Source organism: Paenibacillus sp. FSL L8-0638 (genome assembly GCF_038593075.1).
Taxonomy (GTDB): Bacteria; Bacillota; Bacilli; order Paenibacillales; family Paenibacillaceae; genus Paenibacillus; species Paenibacillus polymyxa_D.
On the sequence record NZ_CP151960.1, the window covers coordinates 2,990,287 to 3,014,434 of the forward strand.

Genomic DNA, 24,148 nt, shown 5'->3' on the forward strand with positions numbered 1-24,148 from the left:
CCCAGAGACTCCAAATACACAAGAATTCGATTTTACAGAGGTGTTGAAGCTTAAAAAGAGTGGCTCGATTTGTTATGGAAAGTTGAGAAGGCATTTTATCTGGGGAAGTGGCACTTTCATCCTTTTCCTCTAGCAAGATGAGTACCATTGATTCCAAACAAATGATCTCTATATCTTCCAATAGGTCGATGAATTGTCCTGAACCTATTTTGCAAATTATTGGGGGAGATACTACAAATCAATACTCAGTGTCCATAAGTGTTTTTATTAGAGGTAAGCCGCCAATCGATCTAAGAGATTATTCATCTGTAACCCTGTAACTATAGTGAATAAATGGTTATTGAGGACAATGAGCTCGAATTAATTGAAACCCTGATTAAAGCCTGTATAAAGAAGAGGATGACTTCTCGTTCCGAGTCTTCGCCTCTGGCAGCGGAATGGGAGGGGATTGTAGTGGCTAACATTACTGGCTTGGTGTCGAGGTACAAGAACATGATCACATTAAAAGTCGCTAAATAGTGCGACTTTTTGGCTTTATTGATGCAAGTTCTTATCCCGGACCAAGGAGAAGATTATTAGCAATTTTTCGTAATATAATTACGTAAAATACTGTTTTGACGAATATTTATAACTGGAGTATAATAATTTACGGAGGTTATACATATATGGATAAACAAATGAAAATGCATTACATGAATCGAATCGATGAAAAATTGTCTGATCTTCCGTGGTTTGTTACGGAATTTATTGATAGCAGGAAACGAAAACTTTCTCCCACAACGCTTCTGAACTATTGCCATGACTATATTATATTTTTTGATTGGTTAGTTGCAGAAAACTTTACTGAAGATAGCCGTAAAAACATTAATTTAGCTACTCTAGAGAAGCTAACGATTCGTGAAGTGGAAAATTTCCTATCTTTTTTAGAGTATCAACTTAGCAATACCAAGCTAACCATCAACCGAAAATTGTCCTCACTAAAATCCTTATTTGATTACTTACAGAACAAAGCTGAGACAAGTGACTTAAAGCCATATATCCAGCGCAATGTTATGGCCAAAATGGATTTAAACGCGGTTAAAGAAAGCCAAGAAACCATTGCCAATCGTATTGATGGGAAAATTCTTAGAGAAGACGATTTTGAGTCATTTAGGCAGTTTATAGCTCATGATTTCGGAGAAATCAATAAAGATAATAAACGTATTTACAATTTCCATCAATTTAACCGTGAACGAGATACAGCCATTGTTTCCCTCATTCTAGGTTCTGGCCTTAGGCTCTCTGAGGTAGCAGGTATTAACATTGAAGATTTGGATATGAATAAAGCTTTGGTGCGTGTTATACGAAAAGGAAATAAAGAACAATACGTGTATTTCAGCAAGCAAGCGTTACTAGATTTAGAAAATTATCTGCAGATTAGAGAATCCAGATATATCCCAGAAAAAAACGAAAGCTTTTTGTTTATTGCAGCTCCCATAGGTCGTAAAGGAAAAAGCCGACGTTTAACTCAGCGATCCATTGAAAAACTAATCGAAAAGTATGCTTCAGCTTTTGGAAAACCAGCATTAACCGTGCATTCTCTAAGACATTCATTTGCAACGCGTTACCACTTAGAGAACAATGATGTGCCTAGATTGAAGAACCAATTAGGACATTCCTCAATACAAACAACCATGATCTATACACATTTAACAGATGATGAAATGCGAAATGCGGTTAATAATATGGATAAGTAATGTATAATTCAAATTTAAGGTGGTCTTGAAACTACTAATAATATAATTTTTCACTCATTACTTTGTGACACAAAGTTTATCCCTTGCAGGGAAAATGACACAAAGTTTGCCCCTTACAAGATGTAATAGCGCAAGTTTCTCTATATCGACCTAGTTCTAGCTAACAACTTGCAATAAAAGAGGATAAACTTTGTGTCATTAATTCAAAAGAGGCAAACTTTGTCTCAAAAAAGAGGTAAGCTTTGTGTCACTGGACAGTAAATAACATGGATCGCTAAAGCCGAACGCGGTTTTTTAAAGACTATTGCACAAAACCCGTATTTTGTACATATGTACATATAGATAATGTAGACTTCTGTTGTACATTGACACAAAGTTACCTACTAAAATTACTTCTTTATTCATTGGTGCAGGAATTAAAATGTCATGATATGTACGCATATATTTCCTTCCAGAACCGTTTCACCAACACATTTAATTATGTCCAATCGGTTTTTAACCTATTCCTATACCAAACGTTCAACCTTACTTGTTTCTGAAGCAATGGTGGATTCTGAATAACATGCCTCAATCGCCAAATGATGTGGCTGATCAATTATGGGAGCTGTTAAAAAGGAATCAAGTCATAAATTAAAACGTAAGAATTAAGCCTCTATTGCCTCCTCCCGCAAAAAAACGGCACCAAAACGGTGTCGTTTTCATTTCAAAACTTGAATCAGCGATGATGCAACAATCTGAATCATGGATTACTAGATTTCACACTTAAAAGTAGCGAATTTCCTTGTATTGCGAATTACAAAAATTGACATTCTGCATGAAAATAAGTAGTATAATTAGAAACATTTATGCTATAAAAGTGCCTTTCTCATCCCCCTCTTTTTAAATTCCTGATACTACCTAATTTTAAGGAGTGAAATGCTATGTACGCACGAACGCTAAAAGCGAATACAAGGAATGTAGTCAGCAACTATTGCAAATGGATTGCAGTTGGTATGATTTTAACTTTCACGGGATGCCCGCTTGCATCCGCCGCTCCTTCACCCTCATCCTCTAGTAAAACTAGTGACCCCGCCTCCTCTCTAGTCACATTTCAATTGCAAGAGGCTACGATTGCTCAAATGCAGGAAGCGATGAAGTCAGGAGCACTGTCAAGTGTCGAGCTCACCGCCCTGTACCTTAACCGGGTATATGCCTATGATTCTAGTGGCATTCGACTGAATTCCATCCCTGTTCTGAACCCCGACGTACTAAAAGAAGCTGCTCAGGCTGATCAACTAAGGGCGCAAGGTATTAAAACCGGGCCTCTGCAAGGCATCCCCTACACGGTTAAAGACAGTTACAAGGTTAAGGGACTTACTGTCGCTTCTGGATCTCCAGCTTTCAAAAACCTGATGTCAAAGGACGATGCCTTTACAGTAGAGAAGATACGTAAATCCGGTGGGGTGCTCATTGGTAAAACCAATATGCCGCCAATGGCAGCAGGGGGAATGCAAAGAGGTGTTTATGGCCGTGCTGAAAGTCCGTACAATCCAAATTATTTGGCTGCAGCCTGGTACTCCGGCTCCTCAAACGGATCTGGTGTATCAACAGCCGCCAACCTCGCTGCCTTCGGCATGGGGGAAGAAACGGTATCCTCTGGAAGATCACCAGCATCGAACAATGGTTTAATTGCCTACACGCCATCGCGAGGGCTAATCTCCATTCGGGGGAATTGGCCGCTCTTCCCTATACGGGATGTCGTTGTGCCACATACGAGGACTATCGAGGACATGCTCCGCTTGCTTGACGTGATCGTTGTAGAAGATAAGATCACCAAGGGTGATTTCTGGCGAGAACAGAAAGCCGTTCGGCTCCCTTCTGTCAACAGTGTCCGTCCCAAATCCTATTTAGAACTACGAGATATTCAAGCTTTGCAAGGCAAACGCATTGGCGTTCCGAAAATCTATATCGGTAAGGACCATGAAACCTCAACTCCGATCAAATTCAGACCTTCGATACAGGCATTATGGGAAAAAGCTGTAAAGGATTTAACTGCTCTTGGAGCTGAGGTTGTGGAAGTTGACTTCCCCTTGCAGGCCAACAGCGAGAAGGACCGGGCAACAGCGAAAACACCTGAAGAACGTGGTTTAATGCCGGCAAAGTGGGCTGAAAAGGAATTCGGGCTGCTTAATCCCTATGCAGCTGAGGAATTCCTTAAAAGTGTGGACGATCCGAATTTCCCGTCATGGGCTAATATAGACCCTGCAACCGTCTTCCCGAATCCACCCGGTTCGGTAGATGCCAAACGTGGCAGAGACCTTGGCCACTATGACGTATTTATTGAAACCATAAAGAAAGGCGTCACCCCTTACGAACAAATTCCTCAGTTTCAAGAAGGACTACGTGGGCTTGAAAATGTACGAAAGATTGATTTTGAAAATTGGATGAAGCAAAACAACCTTGATTTTATTGTATTTCCGGCAAATTCGAATATCGGTAAAGCTGACTCCGATGTGAATGAAACATCCTATGAGGAGGCTTGGGAGAATGGCAACTATTTCTCCAATACGAATTTTATTCTACGCGAGTACGGGATCCCAAGTGTGTCTGTGAGTATGGGCGCTATGAAGGATACCGGAATGCCCGTTAATCTGACAATGGCAGGTGCCGCATACAGCGATAACGACCTGCTTCGTTACGCTTATTCCTATGAGCAGGCTACCAAAAACCGTCCTATTGCAGCACGCACGCCAGCGCTTGAGGATGAAACCTTTTCCTATAACCCGCAAACTTCTCTCCCACCCTCTAAACGCAAGGAAACAGGAACCCCTGAACTTAAGTTGAATGCTTCAATCACGGATGATGTTCTCGCTTTGGAAGGTTCAGTCACAGATCAAAGCGATATCGCACAGCTTAAAGTTTATGTCAATGGCATTCGTGTCGTTATTACAGAAGATAAAACCAATTGGTCAGCAACGCTTCCAACTACTAAATATAAGCAGGATGGTGCCTACCAGGCCGATACGCTGCATATTCTCGTGCTGGCTAAAGATATTTACGGAAATACCTCTGCTCAAGTCAAGTCTGTCACTTTACCCAATAACGTAGGACATCATAGAAATCACTTTTGGATTTTGTTGAATAAAAACAATTCGGTGTGTCTTCCTCTGCATGCACGCATAAATTAGATCATCATAAATAATCACACAGCAGTACAAGAGATTTAGATCGGATCAGCTATGTATAAATCATTGTGTTGATCGCAGCAAGGGAAACCATTGATAACTCCTAAAGGTTCCTGATTATTGTTACACATTAAATAATGTGTTTTTTCGATCATCAAATAAATAAGTTCTTAAATTATTCCCCCCCAAAATTAAAATCAGTTGATATTTTTGGGGAGTACTTTGTGTCATGGATAAAAAGGACGACAGGATAATCGCCCTTTTATCCATGACAGGTTGCATTTAATACCGTCCATTATGACAGAGGCTATTACTTAGCGTATTCAGCCATTACAATATTTCGATATACCCTTCGGTTCCATGCACGCGAATTCGTTGCCCATCTTTTATCAGTTTGGTCGCATTCTCCACTCCGACAACGGCTGGCAAGCCATATTCACGTGCGATAACGGCTCCATGGGTCATCAGTCCACCCACCTCCGTAACCAAGCCTTTTATGGATAAAAACAATGGAGTCCAGCTAGGATCGGTAAAGGCGGTGACTAGTATATCGCCATCTTCCAGATCAGCCCCTTCTATATTCAGGATCACACGTGCCCGCCCCTCTACAATACCCGAAGAAACAGCGAGGCCTACAATAGCTTCGGCAGGGATATTTTCTCGTTTGTACTGACCCGTAATGATTTCGCCATCAGACGTGATAACACGTGGCGGAGTTAGTTTTTCATATAATCTGTACTCATCTTTTCGTTTGTCGATGACCTGGTAATCCAGTTTATTTGTGCGTATGGTTTCCTGCAATTCTTCAAAAGCGAGATAGTAAATATCTTCTTTTTCATGAAGAACGTTGGCTTGTACGAGTCGTTCCGCTTCCTTTAGTAAAGCCTGTTTATAAATAAAGTAGCGACTAACAATGTCGTATTTCGGATATTCACGATAACCGATGAAGTTCCGGATCAGGTCGATCATTTGTTTTGTCTCTTCGGCTTTTTGTTCACCACCCGGTAATTGTTTCAATCGGGCTAATAAGTCCTGTTCTTTGTTCAAAGCTTCCTGTCGCCCTTGCTCAAACTTTCGTTTACTGGCGCCAGGATCAAGGTTTTTGATGTTACTGAGGATCATAGGTACCAGTGTACTTGGTTTTTCACTCCAGCGTGTTCTTGTAATATCGATCTCCCCGGCACATCGCATTCCATATTTGTCGAGATAAACAGCAATAGCATCACGCACCTGCTGCCCACCTTCGAATTGAACCAGTTCATCCAAAAAGTTATCATCCTTTACCTGTTGTAAATACTCAATTATTTCCGGATAGGGACGAATCACATCTGCAACATCCAGTAGCTCCATACCCATTTCCGAAGTGACGTTGTTAGGTACAGATAGGGAAAGTGTGTCTGCTACGTTTTTTTCACCTAACCATTCATTCATTTTTTCATTGATCCATGCTGAAGCATGCATGGCGGCCATAATCACATTCAAATTTTTCAGTTCTGACGCTCGCTGCCTCCGTTGCTGCATATCTTCCAGGATACAATCAAATACATCCAATCCTGATTTCGTTTGGATATTATGTTTTAATGCTGATAACGATGTCTCACTACTCTTAATCAAAACAGCAACAATTTCCGGGTCGTTTCCTGCTTCTTCCAGAATATCCGCAGACGACATACCCTTATGGCTTTTAACGGGCCCCGGTTCGCTTGTGTCATATGGGTCCGATTTTATAAAATCTCCCCGCTCTATGATGGTAATAAGCGCGTCTTTTATGAGCGGATCGGAGTGCCCTAGAACATCCAATAAATTTTGCCTGCCAGCCGGTGAAGCCAGGCCCATCGTGATATCCACAAACAGCCTTCCGCCACCAGTTCTAAACATGGGCGTGGCACCTGTTAATATCCAAACAGATATCCCCAGTGGTTTAATAGGATCAGTCATCATTTGCTGATGACCGACAGATACATACACGTGATTCTCCTGGTCATTTGCTTCAGGAATGGGATATAAAGTGGTGATCGGCCGGCTCTGGACAATATAAAATGTATCATCAGCCAAACACCATTCGATGTCTTGGGGGCAGCCGAAATGTTCTTCGATCTGTCTTCCAATGTGTGCCAGTTGTAAAATTTGTTGTTCCGTAAGGGTTTGAGTCCTTTGCTGATCGAGATCGATTTGCTGAGTCTCTGTTCCGCCTTCTCTTCGTCCATAGATAGCCAATTTTTTGGTTGCTATCCTCTTATCGACGATTTCCCCTTCCTGTACTTGATAACAATCGGCAGAGACTAAGCCAGAGACCAGTGCTTCTCCAAGTCCGAAACTGGCATCGATAGAGAGCAGCTTTCGGTTGCAAGTGATGGGATCAGCGGTAAATAAAATCCCTGAAGCCTGTGGGAACACCATTCTTTGAACGATAACAGATAAATAAACTTGGCTGTGATCAAATCCATTCTGCATTCGGTAAATTACCGCGCGTTCCGTAAATAAAGAAGCCCAACACTTGCGGATATGCTCCAAGATGGATTCTTTGCCGATAATATTTAAATAAGTGTCTTGTTGACCAGCAAAAGAAGCATGCGGCAAATCCTCAGCGGTCGCACTAGAACGCACGGCATAAGCATATTCATCGCCAAACTGGGAGAGATAGTGAGCAACTGCTTTCACAACATCGGAAGGAATGGCTACTTCCATAATGGCCTGTCGAATCTTCTTGCTGATTTCATAAATTTGTTCTCGATCTTCTACTTTAAGCGTAGTTAGCCGATCCAACAAAGCATGAATCATTTCGTTTTGTTCGATGGCTTTTTGATATCCCACTGTTGTAACACAAAACCCTTCTGGCACTTGTATTCCTTCCATTTTGGTTAATGCCCCTAAGTGCAGCCCTTTTCCACCAACAAGCAAAAGCTGGGTGTTATCCATTTCTTGAAAATCGAGAATCAGTGAATTCATTCAACATCTCTCCTAACCATTAAATTGAGAAAAAAACATTTGACAAGAGTTTAGCGGCATGGTAAGATTTAATTGTAAGATGTGTTATTTATGTCTACTACATCTTTATAAAAGATAATCTGATTATATCATCGTGTCTGTTTTATATGCAATATAAAAGAACCTGATAAAACTATCCAGGTTCTTTTTTGATTTCCGCTATCACTTCTTAAAATAAAAAAAGCCGCGATTTCGCAGCAATGAATGGGATGAAATTCTTATTAGCCGACAGGTGCTGCATGACAAGAATATTATCTCATTCCAAGTCGATCTACCTTACAACACCTGCTTTGCTCGATCAAACAAATTCCGATAGAAAATCTGTCCACGAGTAGACTTCTTCGAATTGTTGGATACGCTTCAAAATACGTTTGTTCCCTTTGCCAAATTTACTTTCACTTACGTTTGTTCTAGCTTTGCAAAAGCCGGTACAGCAGCGCCTCTCCCTTATTCTCTAACGTTCGCTGTGTTTCCAGAAATTTAGGTACCTCTGGCAGCCGAGAGGGTCTATACCCGGGGCCACCACAGCCGCAGGAGTGGTAAGCGTATCCTTGTTGATATAGTAGCTCTACCTTTTTCCACTGTTTGATATCCGTTTGCTTCGGGGCCTGAAAATCATGACCCATGTCATGCATGGATGCCTGGCATTGCGGACAGACATGGACAATCCGTTCATATTCATCCTTCGGCATTTCAAACCGTGATGTCTGCTTATATACTTTCCTGCAGGTAAAGCAGGCAAAGATATCTTTATATGGGCCGCATATTGCATATCTACACATACGGTTACCCCCCCCTTTATAATCTAAAATTGGTCTGGCATTTTTACTTAAATCATGGAAATATTTCAGTATTTTTTCAATTGACATGTATACAAGTCTGAAAACTCCTGTCAGAATTCCTCCAGTTTGGCCACCGCCTGACGGTAGATAACAATACTCACGAGCAAAAACGGAATGACAAAGGCCAGCTCGTTTCCGCACATAAATTTTGCTGCAGTCTCGCATTTCTTACTCGCTCTTTCACCGATATATCCAACTCGTAAAACAGTCTCCATGACTCCCCCACTTCCTCAATATTCATACAAGTTAATTTAAGCTAGCTGTCTTATTTCTTGATATAATCAGCGAACTTCCGGAGGAAATCGAGCGAATGGATATCCTCTCTAAGATGATGATGAACCAGATCATCCATTTTGGTTGTTTCCTTATTCAGCATGTATTCAAGCATAGCTTGGTGCTCATGCCAGATGCCCATCAGCTTCCCTGTTTCCAGCATATGCAGCTTGCGATATCTGATATAGTGAACATTCGACTGCTGAATGAGCTGCCAAAGAAACCCCCGCCCCACCAATTGGAACATGGTTTGGTGGAACTGATCATCCAGACTGAGAAATTGATCCGTAGCATGATCTTCTTCAATCACAGCTCTCTGTCTGTCCAGAATATCGCTCAGCTCCTGCACATCGCTTAATGTAATTTGCGAAGAAAGCTCCTTCATAATCTCCTTTTCCAATGCGCTTCTTAAGTAAATAATTTGCTCAACGGACTCCAGATCAATATAGGACACAATGTTCCCCTTCTTGGGATAAATATCAATGTAGGACTCGAGCGCAAGCCACTTTAATACATCGCGTAGCGGAGTTCTGGACAGCTGGAAGCGTTCTGACAAAGTCGTCTCACTCAGTAGAGTACCCGGCTTTAAAGTCAGTGACAAAATATCATTTTTCAAAAGCTGCTTGATTTCTTCTTTCGTCAACATTTCATTCCTACCTTCACTTTATAAATCTAGAACTATTATAAAGCATTTTGAGGTGACAAATCCCTTTATAATTATCATTGACAAGAACAAACCCTATAATTTATGATCAACTCAATCTTGTATACAAGACAGACGAAATATAATCAGGGAGGTATCGTTATGAATATGACCTGGAGATGGTATGGAGAAGGCAACGACAATATTACGCTGGACCATATCCGGCAAATTCCTGGAGTTATGGGCATTGTCTGGTCTTTACATGATAAGGTAGCTGGTGAAGTATGGGAAATGGAGCGAATTCAGGAGGTTGCTGATCAGATTACGAGCAAGGGCTTTAGTACGGCGGTCGTAGAAAGTGTAAATGTCCACGATGATATCAAAATCGGCCTACCATCCCGCGATCAATATATTGACATTTATATCGACACCATTCGAAAATTAGCCAAAGTGGGAGTTAAGGTGATTTGCTATAACTTTATGCCTGTCTTTGACTGGACCAGAACAGAGCTGTACAAGGAACTGCCTGACGGGTCCAATGCCCTCTTTTATGAAAAGGCTGCCATTACTGATGATCCCCGCCAAATGGTGGATCGGATTCTCAAGGGAGCTGGGAAGTTCACCATGCCTGGCTGGGAACCGGAACGGTTGGCGAGACTGGATGAACTTTTTGCTGCTTATGCGGATGTCACAGAAGACAAGTTGTTTGACAACCTAAAGTATTTTCTTGAGCGCATCATCCCGGTCTGCGAGGAGTCTGACATCAAGATGGCCATTCATCCTGATGATCCAGCATGGCCCATCTTCGGATTGCCGAGAATTGTCCGGAGTCGTGAGACCATCCAGCGCATCCTAGACGCAGTGAGCAGTCCATATAATGGTCTAACCTTCTGCACAGGCTCACTGGGAAGCAATCCTGAGAATGATTTGCCAGCCATGATTCGGGAGTTTCATGATCGTATTCATTTTGCGCATATTCGTAATGTCAAGGTGTTTGAGAATGGAGACTTTATTGAAGTGTCACACCGCGGGAAGGACGGAAGCGTCGATGTACCGGAAATAGTTAGAGCTTATCACGAGAACGGCTATCAGGGATATGTACGTCCAGATCACGGTAGACATCTATGGGGGGAAGAAAAGAATTGTCGGCCAGGCTATGGTTTGTATGACCGTGCACTGGGAGTTATGTACTTACTTGGTGTCTGGGATAGTCTCGCTCAAGGCAAAGGAGTGAAATAAATGCTCCAACTTGACCGGAAAGGCCTTTTAGATAAGGCGGCCTGGGAAGCAGCAGGTATTGAATTGCCTAAATATGATCTGGGGCTTGTAGCCCATAACACCCGACTTCGACCGCAATGGGTGCATTTCGGAGCAGGCAATATTTTTCGAGGGTTGATAGCCAATGCGCAGCAACAACTACTGAATAACTTGAAAGCGGATACAGGTATTATTGCAGCCGAAACCTTTGATTTTGAAATGATCGACAAAGCCTATAAGCCTTACGACAATTTAACCTTACTGGTGTTGATGAGTGCAGACGGAAGATTTCACAAGAGCGTGGTCGCAAGCATCGTTGAGGAAATCGCGGCAGAACAGAATCGTCCAGACGACTACCTCCGTCTGATTGAAATATTTGAGAATCCGTCCCTCCAGATGGCCAGCTTTACTGTCACGGAAAAAGGATACGCTCTGACCGGGCCCGACGGCAAGTATCTGGCTGTTGTAGAGAGGGATTTGATGAATGGCCCTGAACAACCAGCGCATGTGATGAGCATAGCTACTTCGCTTGCCTATCGGCGTTATCTAAAGGGGCGACTTCCAATGACTTTTGTGAGCATGGATAATTGCTCCCATAACGGCGATCTGTTAAAGGATAGTATGATTGCCATCGCCAAGGAGTGGACTCGCAGAGGCCTGGTAAAGGAAGGATTTGCAGACTATCTGCAGAATGAGAAGAAAATTACCTTCCCCCTGACCATGATCGACAAAATTACCCCCCGCCCTTCCTTGCAAGTACAGTCTGCTCTTCAGGAACTGGGGTTAGCCGATATGGAGTTAATCGTTACCTCCAGGCATACGTATACGGCTCCCTTTGTCAATGCTGAGGTTAGCGAGTATTTGGTCATTGAAGACAAGTTTACGAACGGGAGACCTGCACTGGAGGAAGCTGGTATCATCTTCACAAATCGGGATACGGTGGACAAAGTGGAGAAGATGAAAGTCACTACCTGTCTCAATCCGCTGCATACAGCGCTGGCGCTAGCTGGGTGTCTGCTTGGGTATGAGCTTATTGCAGATGAAATGAAGGATCACACATTACGTCGTCTGGTGGAAACTATCGGCTACAAGGAAGGGTTGCCTGTTGTAGTTGATCCCGGTATTATTCAACCGAAACCATTTATTGATGAGGTATTGCAGGAACGCTTCGCCAATCCCTATATTCCGGATACGCCACAGCGGATTGCAACAGATACCTCTCAAAAGATGAGCATCCGTTTTGGTGAAACCATAAAGTCTTATGTTGGCACAGTAGGACTTGATCCTACGAACTTGACTGCTATTCCCTTGACCATTGCGATCTGGTGTCGCTATTTGCTGGGAGTGGATGATCAAGGAGAACCCTTCACACTCAGTTCGGACCCGTTACTGGATACGTTGCAGGGATATTTGAAGAATACGAAGCTGGGCGATCAGACCTCCGAGGTTCGCTGCCTCCTCGAAGATGACAAACTGTTCGGTGTCCGATTATATGAAATTGGTCTGGGCGACAAGATTGAAGCCATGTTTCATGAAATGCTGGCAGGTCCCGGAGCAGTCCGAAGCACGATAGAGAAGTATGTGAACTAGAAATTACTTAGAAGGTCACAATCACTTTGCCTTGAGAGTGGCCCGTCGACACTTTAATCAGCGCCTTGTTGATGTCACCAAACGTATAAGTTGAATCTATAGAGGGCTTGATATTTTCTTTTTCAACAAGTTTAGTGATTTCTTGTAATTGACTTCCATTGGCTTGCACAAATAAAAAGCGATATTCATTTTGATTCTTGCGTGCCAAAGAATCTAAGCGAGCACCCACTAGACCAAACAATGCTTTTTTCCACATTGGAAAATGATTGTCAACCGCAAAGCGATAATTAGGTCCGGCTTTCAATGATACCAATTTCCCTTGTGGTTTTAAAATACCCAGTTCAGCTTTGATCTCTTTGGTACCCAAGGTGTCGATCACATAATCGATTTCGGACAGTATGTTAGCATAATTCTCTGCCTTATAATTTATGAACTGATCAGCCCCGATCGACAGTATACGTAACCTGCCTCTTTCACTTCCACTTGTAATAACAAATAACCCCAGTGATTTGGCAATGGGGATTGCCATAGCGCCAAATCCTCCGGTTCCTCCAGGAATGAATAGCTTTTTATTCGGCTGGACATGGAGTACATCGTGCAATGCTTGATAAGCAGTCAAGGCAGTAAGGGGTACAGCAGCAGCTTCAATAAAAGATAGATTTTCAGGCATGATGGATAAAGCATCTTCATTTACGGCCGCATACTCAGCAAAAGCACCGATTTTATTAAGCGGCAACCTCGTATAAACAGGGTCACCAACCTTAAAATTTAAAACATCATCACCAACAGCTTCAATAACGCCAGACAGTTCATTCCCTAAAGTTAATGGCAACTTATAGTCAGCAATCATCCGAACACTACCATTCAAATTTAGGATATCCAGTGGATTTACACCTGCTGCCTTTACTTTGACAAGCACCTCATGGTTGTTGATCTGTGGCATGTCAACATCATTTAACTCTACTTGGATTTTTTTTGAATATTTCTGTATTTGTGCTGCTCTCATGATTTATCCTCTTCCTTTGCTAATTTGGGGATAGCATAACCATGGAACTATTGGCTAAAAACATGGCGTACAATTTACGGTTGTACGCCATGTTCCACTCTTTTGCTATTGTAGTCCCTCTTGCGATTCTAATTCTCGTATCGTCGGATAGTCCGTGTAACCTTTACTCCCCAGACCAAAAAATGTTGTCGGGTCTGCTTCGTTCAATGGCGCTCCTTTTTGAAGTCGTTCCACCAAATCTGGATTGGCTAATGACCACACACCAACGGGCACCATATCAGCAAGGCCACTATCTAAATCCGTGCTAAGATCTTCCAGAGCCCGTCCTGCACGATTGACTAACAATGGATTCGTCCATATTGAGCGAATGTCTTGGAGCAGCTTTTCATTTCCTAGATGCATGACATGAAGGTAAGCTAGATCCAATTGAGCTAATTCCTTTACAAGATAGCGATAAAGTTCAGGACCTTGTTCTCCGTCTTGGATCCCACCTAGAGGTGTCCCTGGCGAAATACGGAAGCCTGTTGCTTCTGCTCCAATTTCTTCGACGATGGCTTTTGTTAATTCGATCGCAAAGCGAGCACGATTTTCTATAGATCCCCCGTATTGATCTGTTCGTGTATTCGAGTTTTCTCCGATAAATTGATTAATCAGATAACCATTGGCTCCATGAATTTCAACGCCATCCGCACCTGCTTTAATAGCCGCTGCTGCTGCTTTCCGGAAATCTGCTATAGTCGTTTGAATGTCCTCTACACTTAACTCACGGGGAACGGGGATTTCCTGCATACCTTTAGCAGTAAACATCTCTACACCAGGCGCGATTGCAGATGGTGCAACAGGTTGGCGATGATGTGGTGTATTATCAGGATGCGACATACGACCAGCATGCATTAACTGAATATACATATATCCACCTGCTTCGTGCACTGCATCGGTAACCTTTTTCCATCCTTCAATATGTTTATCCGTATAAATCCCAGGTGTCCATAAGTACCCTTGACCATCATCAGAAGGTTGTGTACCCTCCGTAATAATGAGTCCCATTGACGCTCGTTGAGCATAATAAAGAGATGTTAGCTCTCCCGGTGTGCCATCTTCTTGCGATCTGCTACGTGTCATTGGTGCCATTGCTAAACGATGTGGCAGCTCCATTTTTCCAATCTTCGTTTTACTCCACAACTTTTTCATTGGATACTCTCCTCTTTTCAATAAACTCAACAGATCTATAAATTGAATTTAAAATACTGAAATGATCGGATATATTTGACCTCTGAGATTGAAATTATAGTTCTGGTCTACAATCCCTACCCCTTCGTTGCTGTCATAAAGATCCACCATTAAGCCCGCCATTTGTTTGGCAGTGTGGTACTTAGGCATGTTTGCTTTATAATCAAAATCTTCTGCATCTAATGATTTCTTCACAAATTCCGTTTCTGTTATAGCTGGTGCTAAAACCTTTGCCATTAGTTTTGCACCTTTTATTTCTAGTTCTTTTGCAAGTCCTTCTGTGAAGGCACTAACGTAATACTTAGATGCAGAATAAGTAACACTGCCAACAGCAATGGCATATCCAAGTCCAGATGAAACGTTAATTAACTGAGTTCCTTCTACATCAGCATAATCTCGTACATATAGTGTAGAAAGGATGGTCAAAGCTTCGATATTAACACGTAACATGGTTTCAACTTTATCTAAATTCTGTTCTGCTACAAAAGAAGATTCACCGAGTCCCGCATTGTTTATCCAGGTCTCAATTTGGTATTCCTTTAAATCGTTATATAGTGTGTAGGCTTGATCTGTAACAGACAGGTCACTTGTATGAACAATAACATTTACATTAGGGTCAATATTGTGAATTGCTGATTTGAGTTCTTCTAATTTATCCAATCTTCTAGCTACCAAGATTAAGTTTTTGCCACGTGCAGCAAACGCCAATGCCGTTTCATATCCAATCCCTGAACTTGCTCCTGTAATAACTGTATACTTCATAATATTCTCTCCTTCATAACATGCAGATTAGTGTAAATAAGTTTTAAAGACGATTTTAGAACGACCATTCTTATTAGGGTAAAAAAACAGTTAGATCTAACTTGCTATTAGCATATCAATTTTAGAACGAACAGTAAAGAATTTTTTCGTGGCTAAGAATTGTAATTTTGGAGCGGTATTCCTTGACCTGTTTGAGGCGTAAGATACAAGTTCTTTCTTATGTTAGAGGGACAAGAAAAAACTTGTATCACGGAAACAAACAGTCCTCCATTGAGGTAACTCCTTTTGCCTGTCATGCTGTAATTCCACTTTTAATCTAAAGCGGTCAGTGTCATATCAATAATATTCTTTAATTTTTGCTGATCCGTTGTTGTCTTAACCAACGTACGTAGCCCTAACCACGCATTCATTAAATAATGAGAAATAACTACAGGATCCAAGTCAGCCTTGAACTCACCCGATTGTTGACCCTTCAGAACAAGGTTAGTCAAGAGTTCCTCAGTTCGCGAATAACTTTCATCAACTAAGGATGCAACTTCAGGATCCAACACGCCGAGTTCCACACCTGAATTCACGAGAAAACACCCTAGAGGCTCTCCTTCATTTCTTACTGTCGCCTCAAACAACTCCCGAATTGATTCTTTGATCGGTTTTTGCTTTTCAATCAGAAACCTCATTTTGCTGGTCTGCTTCGTTTCATATCGTTCGAGAGCTTTCATAAATAAGGCATGCTTATCCCCAAAGGTATCATAGATACTTCTTCGGTGAATGCCCATAAACTCAACCAAATCTTGCATTGAAGTTTTCTCATATCCTTGTGCCCAAAACAGGTGTATCGCTTTATCTAATACTTCATTAACTTCAAATTCTTTTGATCTTGCCATCGTCATCACCTCGAATCATCATTATACAATTTAGTGAAGGATCGGCAAACTAGATTTAAAATATGTGAATACATTACAGCTATGAGGTCTGTCTTATATATTTAACCCAGGATTCTTCGTTTGTCTGCTTGTAACCAGTCAGGCGTCCATCCTTTTTCCAGGGCATCCAGGGTTACTCCTGGCGGAACGATAGCATCTATCGCATCCAGGATATCAGTGCTTAATCGAATGTCACTGCCTTTTAACGTTTCACGTAGTTGCTCAATTGTTCTTACCCCCACTATAGCAGAAGTAACTGACGAATGAGTTCGTGTAAATGCCATGGCAAGATGAGGCAAAGTTAATCCTGCTTCATTTGCAAGGGTTTGGAGCTTAGCAACGGCTTCGAACTTGATGCGATTTTCTTCTCGATTCGGATCTACAAAAGTTGAAAGTTTCCCTAGAGAACTTGCTGCTCTTGAATCTGGGGCAACCGCTTCTCCTGAGCGGTATTTTCCCGTTAGTAGACCACCCGAAAGTGGGCTCCAAACCATTACGCCCATTCCATATTTTGCAGTTGCAGTAAGCAAATCGAATTCGATACTCCGATTCACAATGGAATATGGGGCTTGCTCGGATACAAAGCGTGCTGTATTTTTACGTTCGCTAGTCCACTGTGCTTCGGTCACTTGCCATGCCTGAAAATTGGATGTACCAATATAGCGAATCTTTCCTTCACGAACCAGGTCCGTAAGTGCGTCAAGACTCTCTTCAATATCGGTATGGAGATCTGGCTGATGTAGTTGGTACAAATCGATATAGTCCGTTTGCAACCTTCTCTAGCTTCCCCTCTACTGCACGCTTAATCCAATATTTAGAGTTACCGGATTGATTAAGCCCACTGTCCATGGGCATTCCGCCTTTCGTGGCCAGTATAACATCCTGTCTGCGTCCTTTTAGGATCTGACCCAGAATTTCTTCGGATTGACCACTTGAATAGACATCCGCTGTATCGATCAGATTAATGCCTCCAGCCAAAGCCTCATCTAACATGACTGCAGCTTCTTTCTCCGTATTGTTGCCCCAAAAACCAAAAGTACCTGTACCTAATACAAAACTGCTTATTTTAAGTCCTGTATTTCCTAATACACGATATTCCATGTTCAATCCATCCCTTCTCCATCTATTATATTAAGAATGATCATTCTAATATGCATAGAAGAATACCACGGCAAGATCTCACACTCACACCACTCCCCATAACTTTTGGCTGCTTATCCGTGTACTCCTCCCACGCCAACAATATAACATATATAGAACGATCGGTAAAGAATAATTTTTTGCCCGCAATTAAAATCCTTCCTGAAAATGAACTAAGAAGACTCCAAAGCCACAGTCAAAACGGAGCTGGAGTCTTCTTTTTAATAGAAATGAACATTCAAAGCGGGATGTGAAATTTACATTAGTTTACACATCTAACGTATACAAGGGCAGGTTTTCCGGTAAAGCCGCCGGGCGCTGACATGTGCTCTGCATCGTATAAAAGGTCTGCTGATCGGAAGAATCATGGAACGCCCACATCGCTTCCAGCACATGGTAGGCCAGTTCTCCACTAGCGCGGTGAGGCCGTCCGCTGCGGATAGCGTAGGCCATATCGGCAACACCAATGCCCCGTGTATTCTCCTGGTATCCTGGCAGCAGCGGTACCTCTGTCCATTCTTGCTCGCCTAGCAGCCTATAGCGAACTGGCCCTCCGAACGTGTTCGGGTCAGGCACCTGCAGCGTGCCATGAGTACCGTAAACCTCAATCGGTGGCAGAGTGCTTCCACCAAAGATGTCAAAGCTGGTAATCAGCGTACCGACAGCTCCCTGCTTAAAGCGCAGCAACCCGGCCACATGGGTCGGAATATCGACTGGGATAGTCTGGCCTTTCTTTTTCTCGCTCGTAATCGTTCGCTGATCCATCGCCTTGCCTGTCATGCCCGAAATGGCAGCAATCGGACCCAGCATTTGCACCAGAGCCGTCAAATAATAAGGGCCCATATCAAACATTGGACCGCCGCCGACTGCATAATAAAATTCAGGATCAGGATGCCAATGTTCATGTCCACGGCTCATCATGAAAGCCGTAGCGGCTACCGGACTCCCAATGACTCCGTCTTCAATCAGCTTCAATGATGTCTGTATACCGGAACCGAAGAAGGTCTCTGGTGCACAGCCGACAAGCAGCCCCTTTTGATGAGCAAGATCCAAGACAGCCTGCCCCTGCTCACGGGTGACGGCAAGTGGCTTCTCCACATAGACATGCTTGCCTGCCTCAAGAACTCTGAGACTTACGTCGGCGTGAACGCCCGGAATGGTCAAATTAATGATGAGTTCGATCTCCGGATCAGCCAAAATCTCATCTACCGAATATACATGCGGAACGTTGAACGCTACCGCCTGCTCCTCTGCCCGACCTTGGTCCAGATCCGCTACAGCGTACAGCTCCAGAATGTCGAAACGATGGCAATTTTCCATGTAAATTCCGCTAATTTTACCACACCCGATAATGCCTACTTTCATTTTGTTCATGCCTAGACTCCCTTCTTCTTCAGAAAAAATGGATAATGGCATTCTTTTGTTACATCGGATACCATCCTGTTCACCCTAGCGTTGCTGGTTGTCTGTCATGCCTGTATAAGCCTCTGCGAGAGAGCTGCCCCGGGTGGCCACCGCCTGTTTGCCTGCTGCTGCCCACAGAAACCCGCTGCGCATCATCTCGGTCACTTGAGGCATATCTATGATATCTGCGTGATGCCCCAGCGAATTGTAGAAGACGCGGCCGTTCCCCCAGCGCTTCGTCCATACAACGGGCATATCCACTGGCCCATTGGCTGAATGGGGGCCTGGTACGATCGGAAAGCGTGTGGTTGCCAGCACTTCAACTGCCGGGTCTACGTGGAGGTAATACTGCTCGCTTTTGACCTGAAAATCCTCAATATGGTCTAGAAGTGGGCTGGAGCCGCGCTTCATGTTCACCATGTACTCTACGCCGTCATTGCCGGGATGCGCAACCCATTGCCCGCCTGTCATAAACTGCCAATCCACATTGTTCCGGAAGGCATCACACATGCCACCATGGCAGCCTGTGAGACCTACGCCGCTTTGAACCGCAGCGGAGACATTATCGACCAGTTCCTGCTCAATCTGTCCCATGGTCCACATTGGAACGATCAGGTCCAGGTCAAGCAGTTTCTCTGCATCCTGATAAGCTTCAAGGGTATTAGACACCTCCACCTCGAACTGCTCTTCCTTCAAAATGCGTTCAAAAATGGCCGCCACCTGCTCCGGCTCATGTCCGTTCCATCCACCCCATACAATCAGTGCCTTGCGCATCTGTAATCCACTCACCTTTCGGAATGTATTGTTATACTACATTTCTTCAATGGATACCCAGCGGCGTTCCTCTATGGATCGTTCTACCGCTTCAAGCACAGCCTGACAAGCAACACCGTCACGGAAGTTCGGCGACGGTTGCCGTCCTTCAGAGATGGCACTCAACATCTCAAGCATCTCATGGGTGAAGGTATGCTCGAATCCAATCGTATGTCCTGCAGGCCACCAAGCTTCAGAATACTTGTGTGCCGGATCGGTGGCGAGTACGCGGCGAAAGCCCTGAACGTCTTCCTCATCCTGTGTGAAATACACTTCCAGTTCGTTCATTCGTTCAAAGTCAAACCGCACACTGCCTAGGCTACCGTTGATTTCGAATGAATTGGTGCTCCGATGTCCGGCAGCAAAACGTGTGGCCTCGAAGCTGCCCAGCGCACCTCCGGCGAAGCGTGCCAGGAACAGCGTGGCATCATCGACTGTCACTTCTCCCATCGGAGCATTTGCTTCAGTGTTTCTTTTGGAGCTCAACCCGCTCATCTCCAAAGCTAACGGGCGCTGTTGGATGAATGTCTCGCTCATGCCGATCACTTCATGGAACTCGCCAACCAAGAAGCGAGCGAGATCAATCAGATGGGCGCCAAGATCACCATGAGAGCCAGAACCGGCCACTTCTTTTTGCAGCCGCCATACCAGCGGGAAGGACGGGTCCATGATCCAGTCTTGAAGGAAGAAGGCACGAAAATGATAAATTTTGCCTAGGCGACCGCTCTCGACTAGCTGCTTTGCCAGCTGGACAGCCGGTGAAAAGCGATAGTTGAAGCCTACCATATGTCTGACCCCTGCTTGCTCTGCTACCTGCAGCATGTCACGTGAATCCGCCAGCGAGAGCGCAAGCGGCTTCTCACAGAACAGATGCTTGCCATGGAGGGCAGCCTCCACGACAATTTCTTTATGGGCATTACTCGGGGCGTTAATGTCAATGAGATCAATATCGTTACGTTTCACTAGATCACGCCAATCCGTAACACTTTCGGTCCAGCCGAACTGGCGGGCAGCCGCCTGAACCCCCTGCGCGTTGCGTCCACAGATAACGGACATTTCTGGCTGCAGCGGGGCATCTGGGAAGAACATGGGTAGACTACGGTAAGCGTTGCTGTGAGCCTTGCCCATAAATTTGTAGCCAACCATTCCGATACGAAGACGATTAGACATGTCGTGATCCTCCTTATGGGTCTGAGTTTCAACGAATTTTTGACGAATGGTGTTATCGACGAATGGATGACGCTCTGATAATCAGTTCTGTGGATAGAAGTTCTCTTATTGAGTCGCACCCGGTTAGTTCCAGAGCCGGAATGAGATGCTGAGAATCGGGTATAAGCTTCGAGGCTGCAAGCTCCCCCATCTCATAAAAAGGTACGCGGACACTGCTTAGCGGCGGAACAGCCATCTCAGCCGCATCCGAATCGTCATAGCCTACAAACGCCGGAAACCGGTCAGCTGCCAGTCCGCGCTCACGGAGACCCTGCATTACCCCAAGAGCCATCCGGTCGTTCGCCGCAAATACAGCATCAATATCATTCAATTGGTCTGCGATTGTAGCTGAGGCTTCGAGTCCGCTCCGACGGCTATAGTTACCTTCCAGAAGGAGTTCGTGGTCATATTCAATCCCAGCGTCCTGAAGCGCGGTACGATAACCCTTCATTCGCTCAGTACTATTGGAATAGATATCCGGGCCGTTGAGAAAGGCAATCCGCTTGTATCCCTGCTCGATGAGGTGACTTACAGCCGCCCGGCTGCCTTCTACATGGTCTGCATCCACTTCACAGAACGATTGCCCTTCAAAATGGTGATTCATGACGCAGAACGGACGTCCTTCTTCCTGAAGCCTCTTTAGAGCTTCCACCTCATCGTGGTCATCCCTGGCTCCAAGGATGATACAGGTATCTATCCTTTGCTGACGGAAAAGACTACTGTAATCAATCCGTTCCCCCGGCTTCCGGAACAATAGAAGCAGATCAAGTCCGCTGTCTCTAGCCTTGTTTCCGATACCGCTCAGCATCTCAGAGAAAAAATAGGCTGAGAACAAGTGCGCCTTCGGGACATAAGGCATAACTACACCAAGATGGCCACTCTTCCTTCGGGCAAAGTTACGAGCCAGCGCACTGGGAACATATCCAAGCTGATTGGCTGCGTCCAGAACCCTTCTTCGCGTATCCTCTTTGATAGGACCTACCGCATTCAAGACCCGGGATACTGTCGCTTCAGACACGCCGGAAAGTTCGGCTACTTCCTTGCGCGAAACAATATTACCCACCTCCAAATCATTTTATGTACGCGCGTACATTTTCTCATGCAGCCATACCTCTGTCAATCCCAAAAAGCGTACCCCATGGATGGATAAGCTCTTTTCGTTACTAAAAGAACGTGGTCTCGTGGTTCCTACTGGCAAACAGTCAAAACACCTGATCATATACAAGATACAAAATGATTCCTTAAGGCTTGAGCATGCTGATCATTCCTACTCCTATCATCAGTACTGTAATTCCCGCAAGTATACCTATCCATTCCTTTGGACTCTTCTTTTCCTTAAATATTAAAATGCTGCCAACACAGGCAATGGCAATGCTCGCTTGAGAGATCGGAAAACTAGCCGCCATGCCGATCAGCCCATTGGAAATAAATAGTGCTAGATTCGCAATGCTCCAAACCAATCCTGTCGACAAATTGCGAACCACCAGAGAGAATTGTAGCCGCTTTTTGCCCTTCAGATTCATGGCCATGGCTGAGCATAGCATACCGAGCGATTGCGGCAGAATGACGGATAGCCCGGATATATGAAAAAACTGATTAATCACGACATAACTGCTTAACGCTAACCCCGAGCAAACCAACATTATGATAATGGGTACCGGCAAAGGCTTGGGCAATCCAGCAGACTTGCCCTGATAGCTGGTTAACAGAACTCCTGCCAATATACACAGAAGAGAACCAACGCCTATCGCATATTGGTACCCTGTTATCCATTCACCCAAAATAAGTGCGGCAAATAGCGTCGTCCCTATCAACTGCAGACCACAAATCACAGGAATGGCGATCGATACGCTTACTTTCTGAAAAGCTTGAAACTGGAGCAATTGTCCAGCGGCCCAAAAAATACCAGATATAAAACTTACCACAAAATGAATCGGTGTTAATGAGGTAGGATGAATGGTATACAAGCACAGGGAAAACAGCACAGCACCAATAACGGTACCTGTCAGCTGTTCTCGGGGACTGGCTTTTGTAATATGCGCCAGTATCGGCATAACTCCCCAGCCAAGGGCTGGAATAAAAGCAATAATGAAATCCACGCGCGGAATTCTCCTCCCGTAAAAAGTACTCTTCCTACAATCGTTAAAATGCCATGCAGGAAAAATCCACAGTTTTACGATAGCAGAAAAAACCGCTTCTAAATACAAATATTTTTATAGATTTATATAGCAAAATCAAAGAAATTTTTTTCTATACGCGCTGGGTGATATGCTCATTACATTTTTAAAAGCTCGCGAAAAGGTCAACTGATCGGTATAGCCGACCGAATTGGATATGACCTGGATCGAATAGTCTGTATGCTGCAGCAATTCGCACGCTTTTTTAATCCTGAGGACTATCAGATATTGTTTAGGCGTTTCACCAGTTTCTAGTTTGAAAACGGAGGTCAGATAATTCGGATGTAGACCAAGGTACTCCGCTACTTCACTAATCTGGATGCCACTGATGTAGTTTTTCTCAATAAAGTTTATCGCTTGCACCGAATAAGGAAGCTGTTCCTTTATCGACATCGTTTCCCCCAAATTGTGTACAAGTTTGGCAAGAATATGGAATAAATACCCCTGTATAGCCAGCGATGAAGAAAGCGTGTTATCTCCGATCCGCAACATCTCAATAATCGTGGAATGAAAGAACGTAATATCTTCGATATCAATTATATAAGGGTTCTGGTGTGGAAGTGATATGTTCTGCAGGTAGATGTCGGATTTAATGCCCATAAAGCCGACCCAACTGTACTCCCAAGGCTCGGCTTCATCCGCCTGGTAATAAGCTACCCTATTGGCCGGAATTAAAAAAGCCTGTCCTTCTCCTATATCGTAATTTTTGTTGTCAATCACCAGCCTACCTCGTCCTTTTAGCACAAAATGAACCAGATTAAAATCGCGGGCGATGGGTCCAAAATCCTGATTGGATAAGCAGAGCTCTGTGCCACAGTTATACAAAATCAAATCTGATATATTTTTATGCTCTGAACTGGTATACGTATCAACATATTGAATCATATTCTGGCCCATTGGCATCCTCCTCACTTTCCCAAATAAAGAACCTATGCTTGTTAATTTATCAGTATAGCATAAGTTAAGGATGACAAATGTCCAGAAAAACTTT

The 24,148-nt window shown here is 43.9% G+C and carries 21 protein-coding genes; 5 read left to right on the plus strand and 16 right to left on the minus strand.

Annotated elements, in window-relative coordinates; translation table 11 throughout:
- The first annotated feature begins 333 nt into the window (after positions 1 to 333).
- The 3 genes from MKY35_RS12925 to MKY35_RS12935 all read left to right on the plus strand — a co-directional run bounded on the left by MKY35_RS12925 (position 334) and on the right by MKY35_RS12935 (position 4,903).
- Positions 334 to 519 (plus strand): hypothetical protein, encoded by a 186-nt coding sequence (locus tag MKY35_RS12925; RefSeq protein ID WP_061828360.1) that lies wholly within the window; start codon positions 334 to 336, stop codon positions 517 to 519.
- A 146-nt stretch (positions 520 to 665) separates the two neighbouring features.
- Positions 666 to 1,736 (plus strand): tyrosine recombinase XerS, encoded by a 1,071-nt coding sequence (gene xerS, locus MKY35_RS12930; RefSeq protein ID WP_061828359.1) that lies wholly within the window; start codon positions 666 to 668, stop codon positions 1,734 to 1,736.
- Positions 1,737 to 2,656: 920 nt separating this feature from the next.
- Entirely contained in the window at positions 2,657 to 4,903 is a 2,247-nt protein-coding gene (locus MKY35_RS12935; protein ID WP_342443914.1) for an amidase, read from the plus strand.
- A gap of 327 nt (positions 4,904 to 5,230) precedes the next feature.
- Here the strand turns inward: MKY35_RS12935 and ppsA are convergent, their stop codons facing one another.
- The 4 genes from ppsA to MKY35_RS12955 form a co-directional block, all read right to left on the minus strand.
- On the minus strand, positions 5,231 to 7,849 hold the full coding sequence (gene ppsA / locus MKY35_RS12940) for a phosphoenolpyruvate synthase (RefSeq protein WP_342443915.1): 2,619 nt from the start codon (positions 7,847 to 7,849) through the stop codon (positions 5,231 to 5,233).
- A 449-nt stretch (positions 7,850 to 8,298) separates the two neighbouring features.
- Positions 8,299 to 8,670: a hypothetical protein gene (locus MKY35_RS12945; protein ID WP_342443916.1), complete on the minus strand. Its 372-nt coding sequence runs from the start codon at positions 8,668 to 8,670 to the stop codon at positions 8,299 to 8,301.
- A 110-nt stretch (positions 8,671 to 8,780) separates the two neighbouring features.
- Positions 8,781 to 8,945, minus strand: coding sequence for a hypothetical protein (locus MKY35_RS12950; RefSeq protein WP_342443917.1), 165 nt, complete (start codon positions 8,943 to 8,945; stop codon positions 8,781 to 8,783).
- 50 nt (positions 8,946 to 8,995) lie between these two features.
- Entirely contained in the window at positions 8,996 to 9,649 is a 654-nt protein-coding gene (locus MKY35_RS12955) for a GntR family transcriptional regulator (protein ID WP_342443918.1), read from the minus strand.
- A 159-nt stretch (positions 9,650 to 9,808) separates the two neighbouring features.
- Between MKY35_RS12955 and uxuA the strand changes: the two genes are divergently transcribed.
- Complete coding sequence (gene uxuA / locus MKY35_RS12960; RefSeq protein ID WP_342443919.1) at positions 9,809 to 10,885, plus strand: mannonate dehydratase; 1,077 nt, start codon at positions 9,809 to 9,811, stop codon at positions 10,883 to 10,885.
- Complete coding sequence (locus tag MKY35_RS12965; RefSeq protein ID WP_342443920.1) at positions 10,886 to 12,493, plus strand: mannitol dehydrogenase family protein; 1,608 nt, start codon at positions 10,886 to 10,888, stop codon at positions 12,491 to 12,493. It begins immediately after the preceding gene.
- Positions 12,494 to 12,500: 7 nt separating this feature from the next.
- Here the strand turns inward: MKY35_RS12965 and MKY35_RS12970 are convergent, their stop codons facing one another.
- From MKY35_RS12970 to MKY35_RS13025, 12 genes are all read right to left on the minus strand, one after another.
- Positions 12,501 to 13,499 (minus strand): NADP-dependent oxidoreductase, encoded by a 999-nt coding sequence (locus tag MKY35_RS12970; RefSeq protein WP_342443921.1) that lies wholly within the window; start codon positions 13,497 to 13,499, stop codon positions 12,501 to 12,503.
- A gap of 105 nt (positions 13,500 to 13,604) precedes the next feature.
- On the minus strand, positions 13,605 to 14,690 hold the full coding sequence (locus MKY35_RS12975) for an alkene reductase (RefSeq protein ID WP_342443922.1): 1,086 nt from the start codon (positions 14,688 to 14,690) through the stop codon (positions 13,605 to 13,607).
- Between the two features lie 48 nt (positions 14,691 to 14,738).
- The gene (locus MKY35_RS12980) at positions 14,739 to 15,491 is read right to left on the minus strand and encodes an SDR family NAD(P)-dependent oxidoreductase (RefSeq protein ID WP_342443923.1); all 753 of its coding nucleotides are present in this window, start codon (positions 15,489 to 15,491) and stop codon (positions 14,739 to 14,741) included.
- Positions 15,492 to 15,802: 311 nt separating this feature from the next.
- On the minus strand, positions 15,803 to 16,375 hold the full coding sequence (locus MKY35_RS12985; protein ID WP_029515180.1) for a TetR/AcrR family transcriptional regulator: 573 nt from the start codon (positions 16,373 to 16,375) through the stop codon (positions 15,803 to 15,805).
- 101 nt (positions 16,376 to 16,476) lie between these two features.
- Entirely contained in the window at positions 16,477 to 17,187 is a 711-nt protein-coding gene (locus MKY35_RS12990; protein ID WP_342443924.1) for an aldo/keto reductase, read from the minus strand.
- Entirely contained in the window at positions 17,126 to 17,515 is a 390-nt protein-coding gene (locus MKY35_RS12995; protein WP_342443925.1) for an aldo/keto reductase, read from the minus strand. Before MKY35_RS12995 ends, MKY35_RS12990 begins: the two co-directional genes overlap by 62 nt.
- A gap of 306 nt (positions 17,516 to 17,821) precedes the next feature.
- Positions 17,822 to 18,928 (minus strand): Gfo/Idh/MocA family oxidoreductase, encoded by a 1,107-nt coding sequence (locus MKY35_RS13000; RefSeq protein WP_342443926.1) that lies wholly within the window; start codon positions 18,926 to 18,928, stop codon positions 17,822 to 17,824.
- Between the two features lie 75 nt (positions 18,929 to 19,003).
- A complete protein-coding gene (locus MKY35_RS13005) occupies positions 19,004 to 19,732 on the minus strand; it encodes a ThuA domain-containing protein (protein ID WP_029515175.1) in 729 nt (242 codons plus the stop codon).
- A 36-nt stretch (positions 19,733 to 19,768) separates the two neighbouring features.
- The gene (locus MKY35_RS13010; RefSeq protein ID WP_342443927.1) at positions 19,769 to 20,941 is read right to left on the minus strand and encodes a Gfo/Idh/MocA family oxidoreductase; all 1,173 of its coding nucleotides are present in this window, start codon (positions 20,939 to 20,941) and stop codon (positions 19,769 to 19,771) included.
- A 52-nt stretch (positions 20,942 to 20,993) separates the two neighbouring features.
- Positions 20,994 to 22,049, minus strand: coding sequence for a LacI family DNA-binding transcriptional regulator (locus MKY35_RS13015; RefSeq protein ID WP_322252421.1), 1,056 nt, complete (start codon positions 22,047 to 22,049; stop codon positions 20,994 to 20,996).
- 172 nt (positions 22,050 to 22,221) lie between these two features.
- Positions 22,222 to 23,079, minus strand: coding sequence for a GRP family sugar transporter (locus tag MKY35_RS13020; RefSeq protein WP_342443928.1), 858 nt, complete (start codon positions 23,077 to 23,079; stop codon positions 22,222 to 22,224).
- 135 nt (positions 23,080 to 23,214) lie between these two features.
- Positions 23,215 to 24,054 carry an AraC family transcriptional regulator gene (locus MKY35_RS13025; protein ID WP_342443929.1) on the minus strand — a complete coding sequence of 280 codons (840 nt, stop codon included), beginning with the start codon at positions 24,052 to 24,054 and terminating at the stop codon, positions 23,215 to 23,217.
- Positions 24,055 to 24,148 lie beyond the last annotated feature (94 nt).

What these genes read in the sequence shown, in the direction of transcription:
- MKY35_RS13005 (WP_029515175.1), bottom strand. Translation starts at nt 19,732, where the DNA reads ATGCGCAAGGCACTGATTGTATGGGGTGGATGGAACGGACATGAGCCG.
- MKY35_RS12975 (WP_342443922.1), bottom strand. Translation starts at nt 14,690, where the DNA reads ATGAAAAAGTTGTGGAGTAAAACGAAGATTGGAAAAATGGAGCTGCCA.
- MKY35_RS12965 (WP_342443920.1), top strand. Translation starts at nt 10,886, where the DNA reads ATGCTCCAACTTGACCGGAAAGGCCTTTTAGATAAGGCGGCCTGGGAA.
- MKY35_RS12945 (WP_342443916.1), bottom strand. Translation starts at nt 8,670, where the DNA reads ATGTGTAGATATGCAATATGCGGCCCATATAAAGATATCTTTGCCTGC.
- MKY35_RS12995 (WP_342443925.1), bottom strand. Translation starts at nt 17,515, where the DNA reads ATGGAATATCGTGTATTAGGAAATACAGGACTTAAAATAAGCAGTTTT.
- MKY35_RS13000 (WP_342443926.1), bottom strand. Translation starts at nt 18,928, where the DNA reads ATGAACAAAATGAAAGTAGGCATTATCGGGTGTGGTAAAATTAGCGGA.
- MKY35_RS12925 (WP_061828360.1), top strand. Translation starts at nt 334, where the DNA reads ATGGTTATTGAGGACAATGAGCTCGAATTAATTGAAACCCTGATTAAA.
- MKY35_RS12935 (WP_342443914.1), top strand. Translation starts at nt 2,657, where the DNA reads ATGTACGCACGAACGCTAAAAGCGAATACAAGGAATGTAGTCAGCAAC.
- xerS (WP_061828359.1), top strand. Translation starts at nt 666, where the DNA reads ATGGATAAACAAATGAAAATGCATTACATGAATCGAATCGATGAAAAA.
- MKY35_RS13025 (WP_342443929.1), bottom strand. Translation starts at nt 24,054, where the DNA reads ATGGGCCAGAATATGATTCAATATGTTGATACGTATACCAGTTCAGAG.
- ppsA (WP_342443915.1), bottom strand. Translation starts at nt 7,849, where the DNA reads ATGAATTCACTGATTCTCGATTTTCAAGAAATGGATAACACCCAGCTT.
- MKY35_RS12980 (WP_342443923.1), bottom strand. Translation starts at nt 15,491, where the DNA reads ATGAAGTATACAGTTATTACAGGAGCAAGTTCAGGGATTGGATATGAA.
- uxuA (WP_342443919.1), top strand. Translation starts at nt 9,809, where the DNA reads ATGAATATGACCTGGAGATGGTATGGAGAAGGCAACGACAATATTACG.
- MKY35_RS12985 (WP_029515180.1), bottom strand. Translation starts at nt 16,375, where the DNA reads ATGGCAAGATCAAAAGAATTTGAAGTTAATGAAGTATTAGATAAAGCG.
- MKY35_RS13010 (WP_342443927.1), bottom strand. Translation starts at nt 20,941, where the DNA reads ATGTCTAATCGTCTTCGTATCGGAATGGTTGGCTACAAATTTATGGGC.
- MKY35_RS12970 (WP_342443921.1), bottom strand. Translation starts at nt 13,499, where the DNA reads ATGAGAGCAGCACAAATACAGAAATATTCAAAAAAAATCCAAGTAGAG.
- MKY35_RS12955 (WP_342443918.1), bottom strand. Translation starts at nt 9,649, where the DNA reads ATGTTGACGAAAGAAGAAATCAAGCAGCTTTTGAAAAATGATATTTTG.
- MKY35_RS12950 (WP_342443917.1), bottom strand. Translation starts at nt 8,945, where the DNA reads ATGGAGACTGTTTTACGAGTTGGATATATCGGTGAAAGAGCGAGTAAG.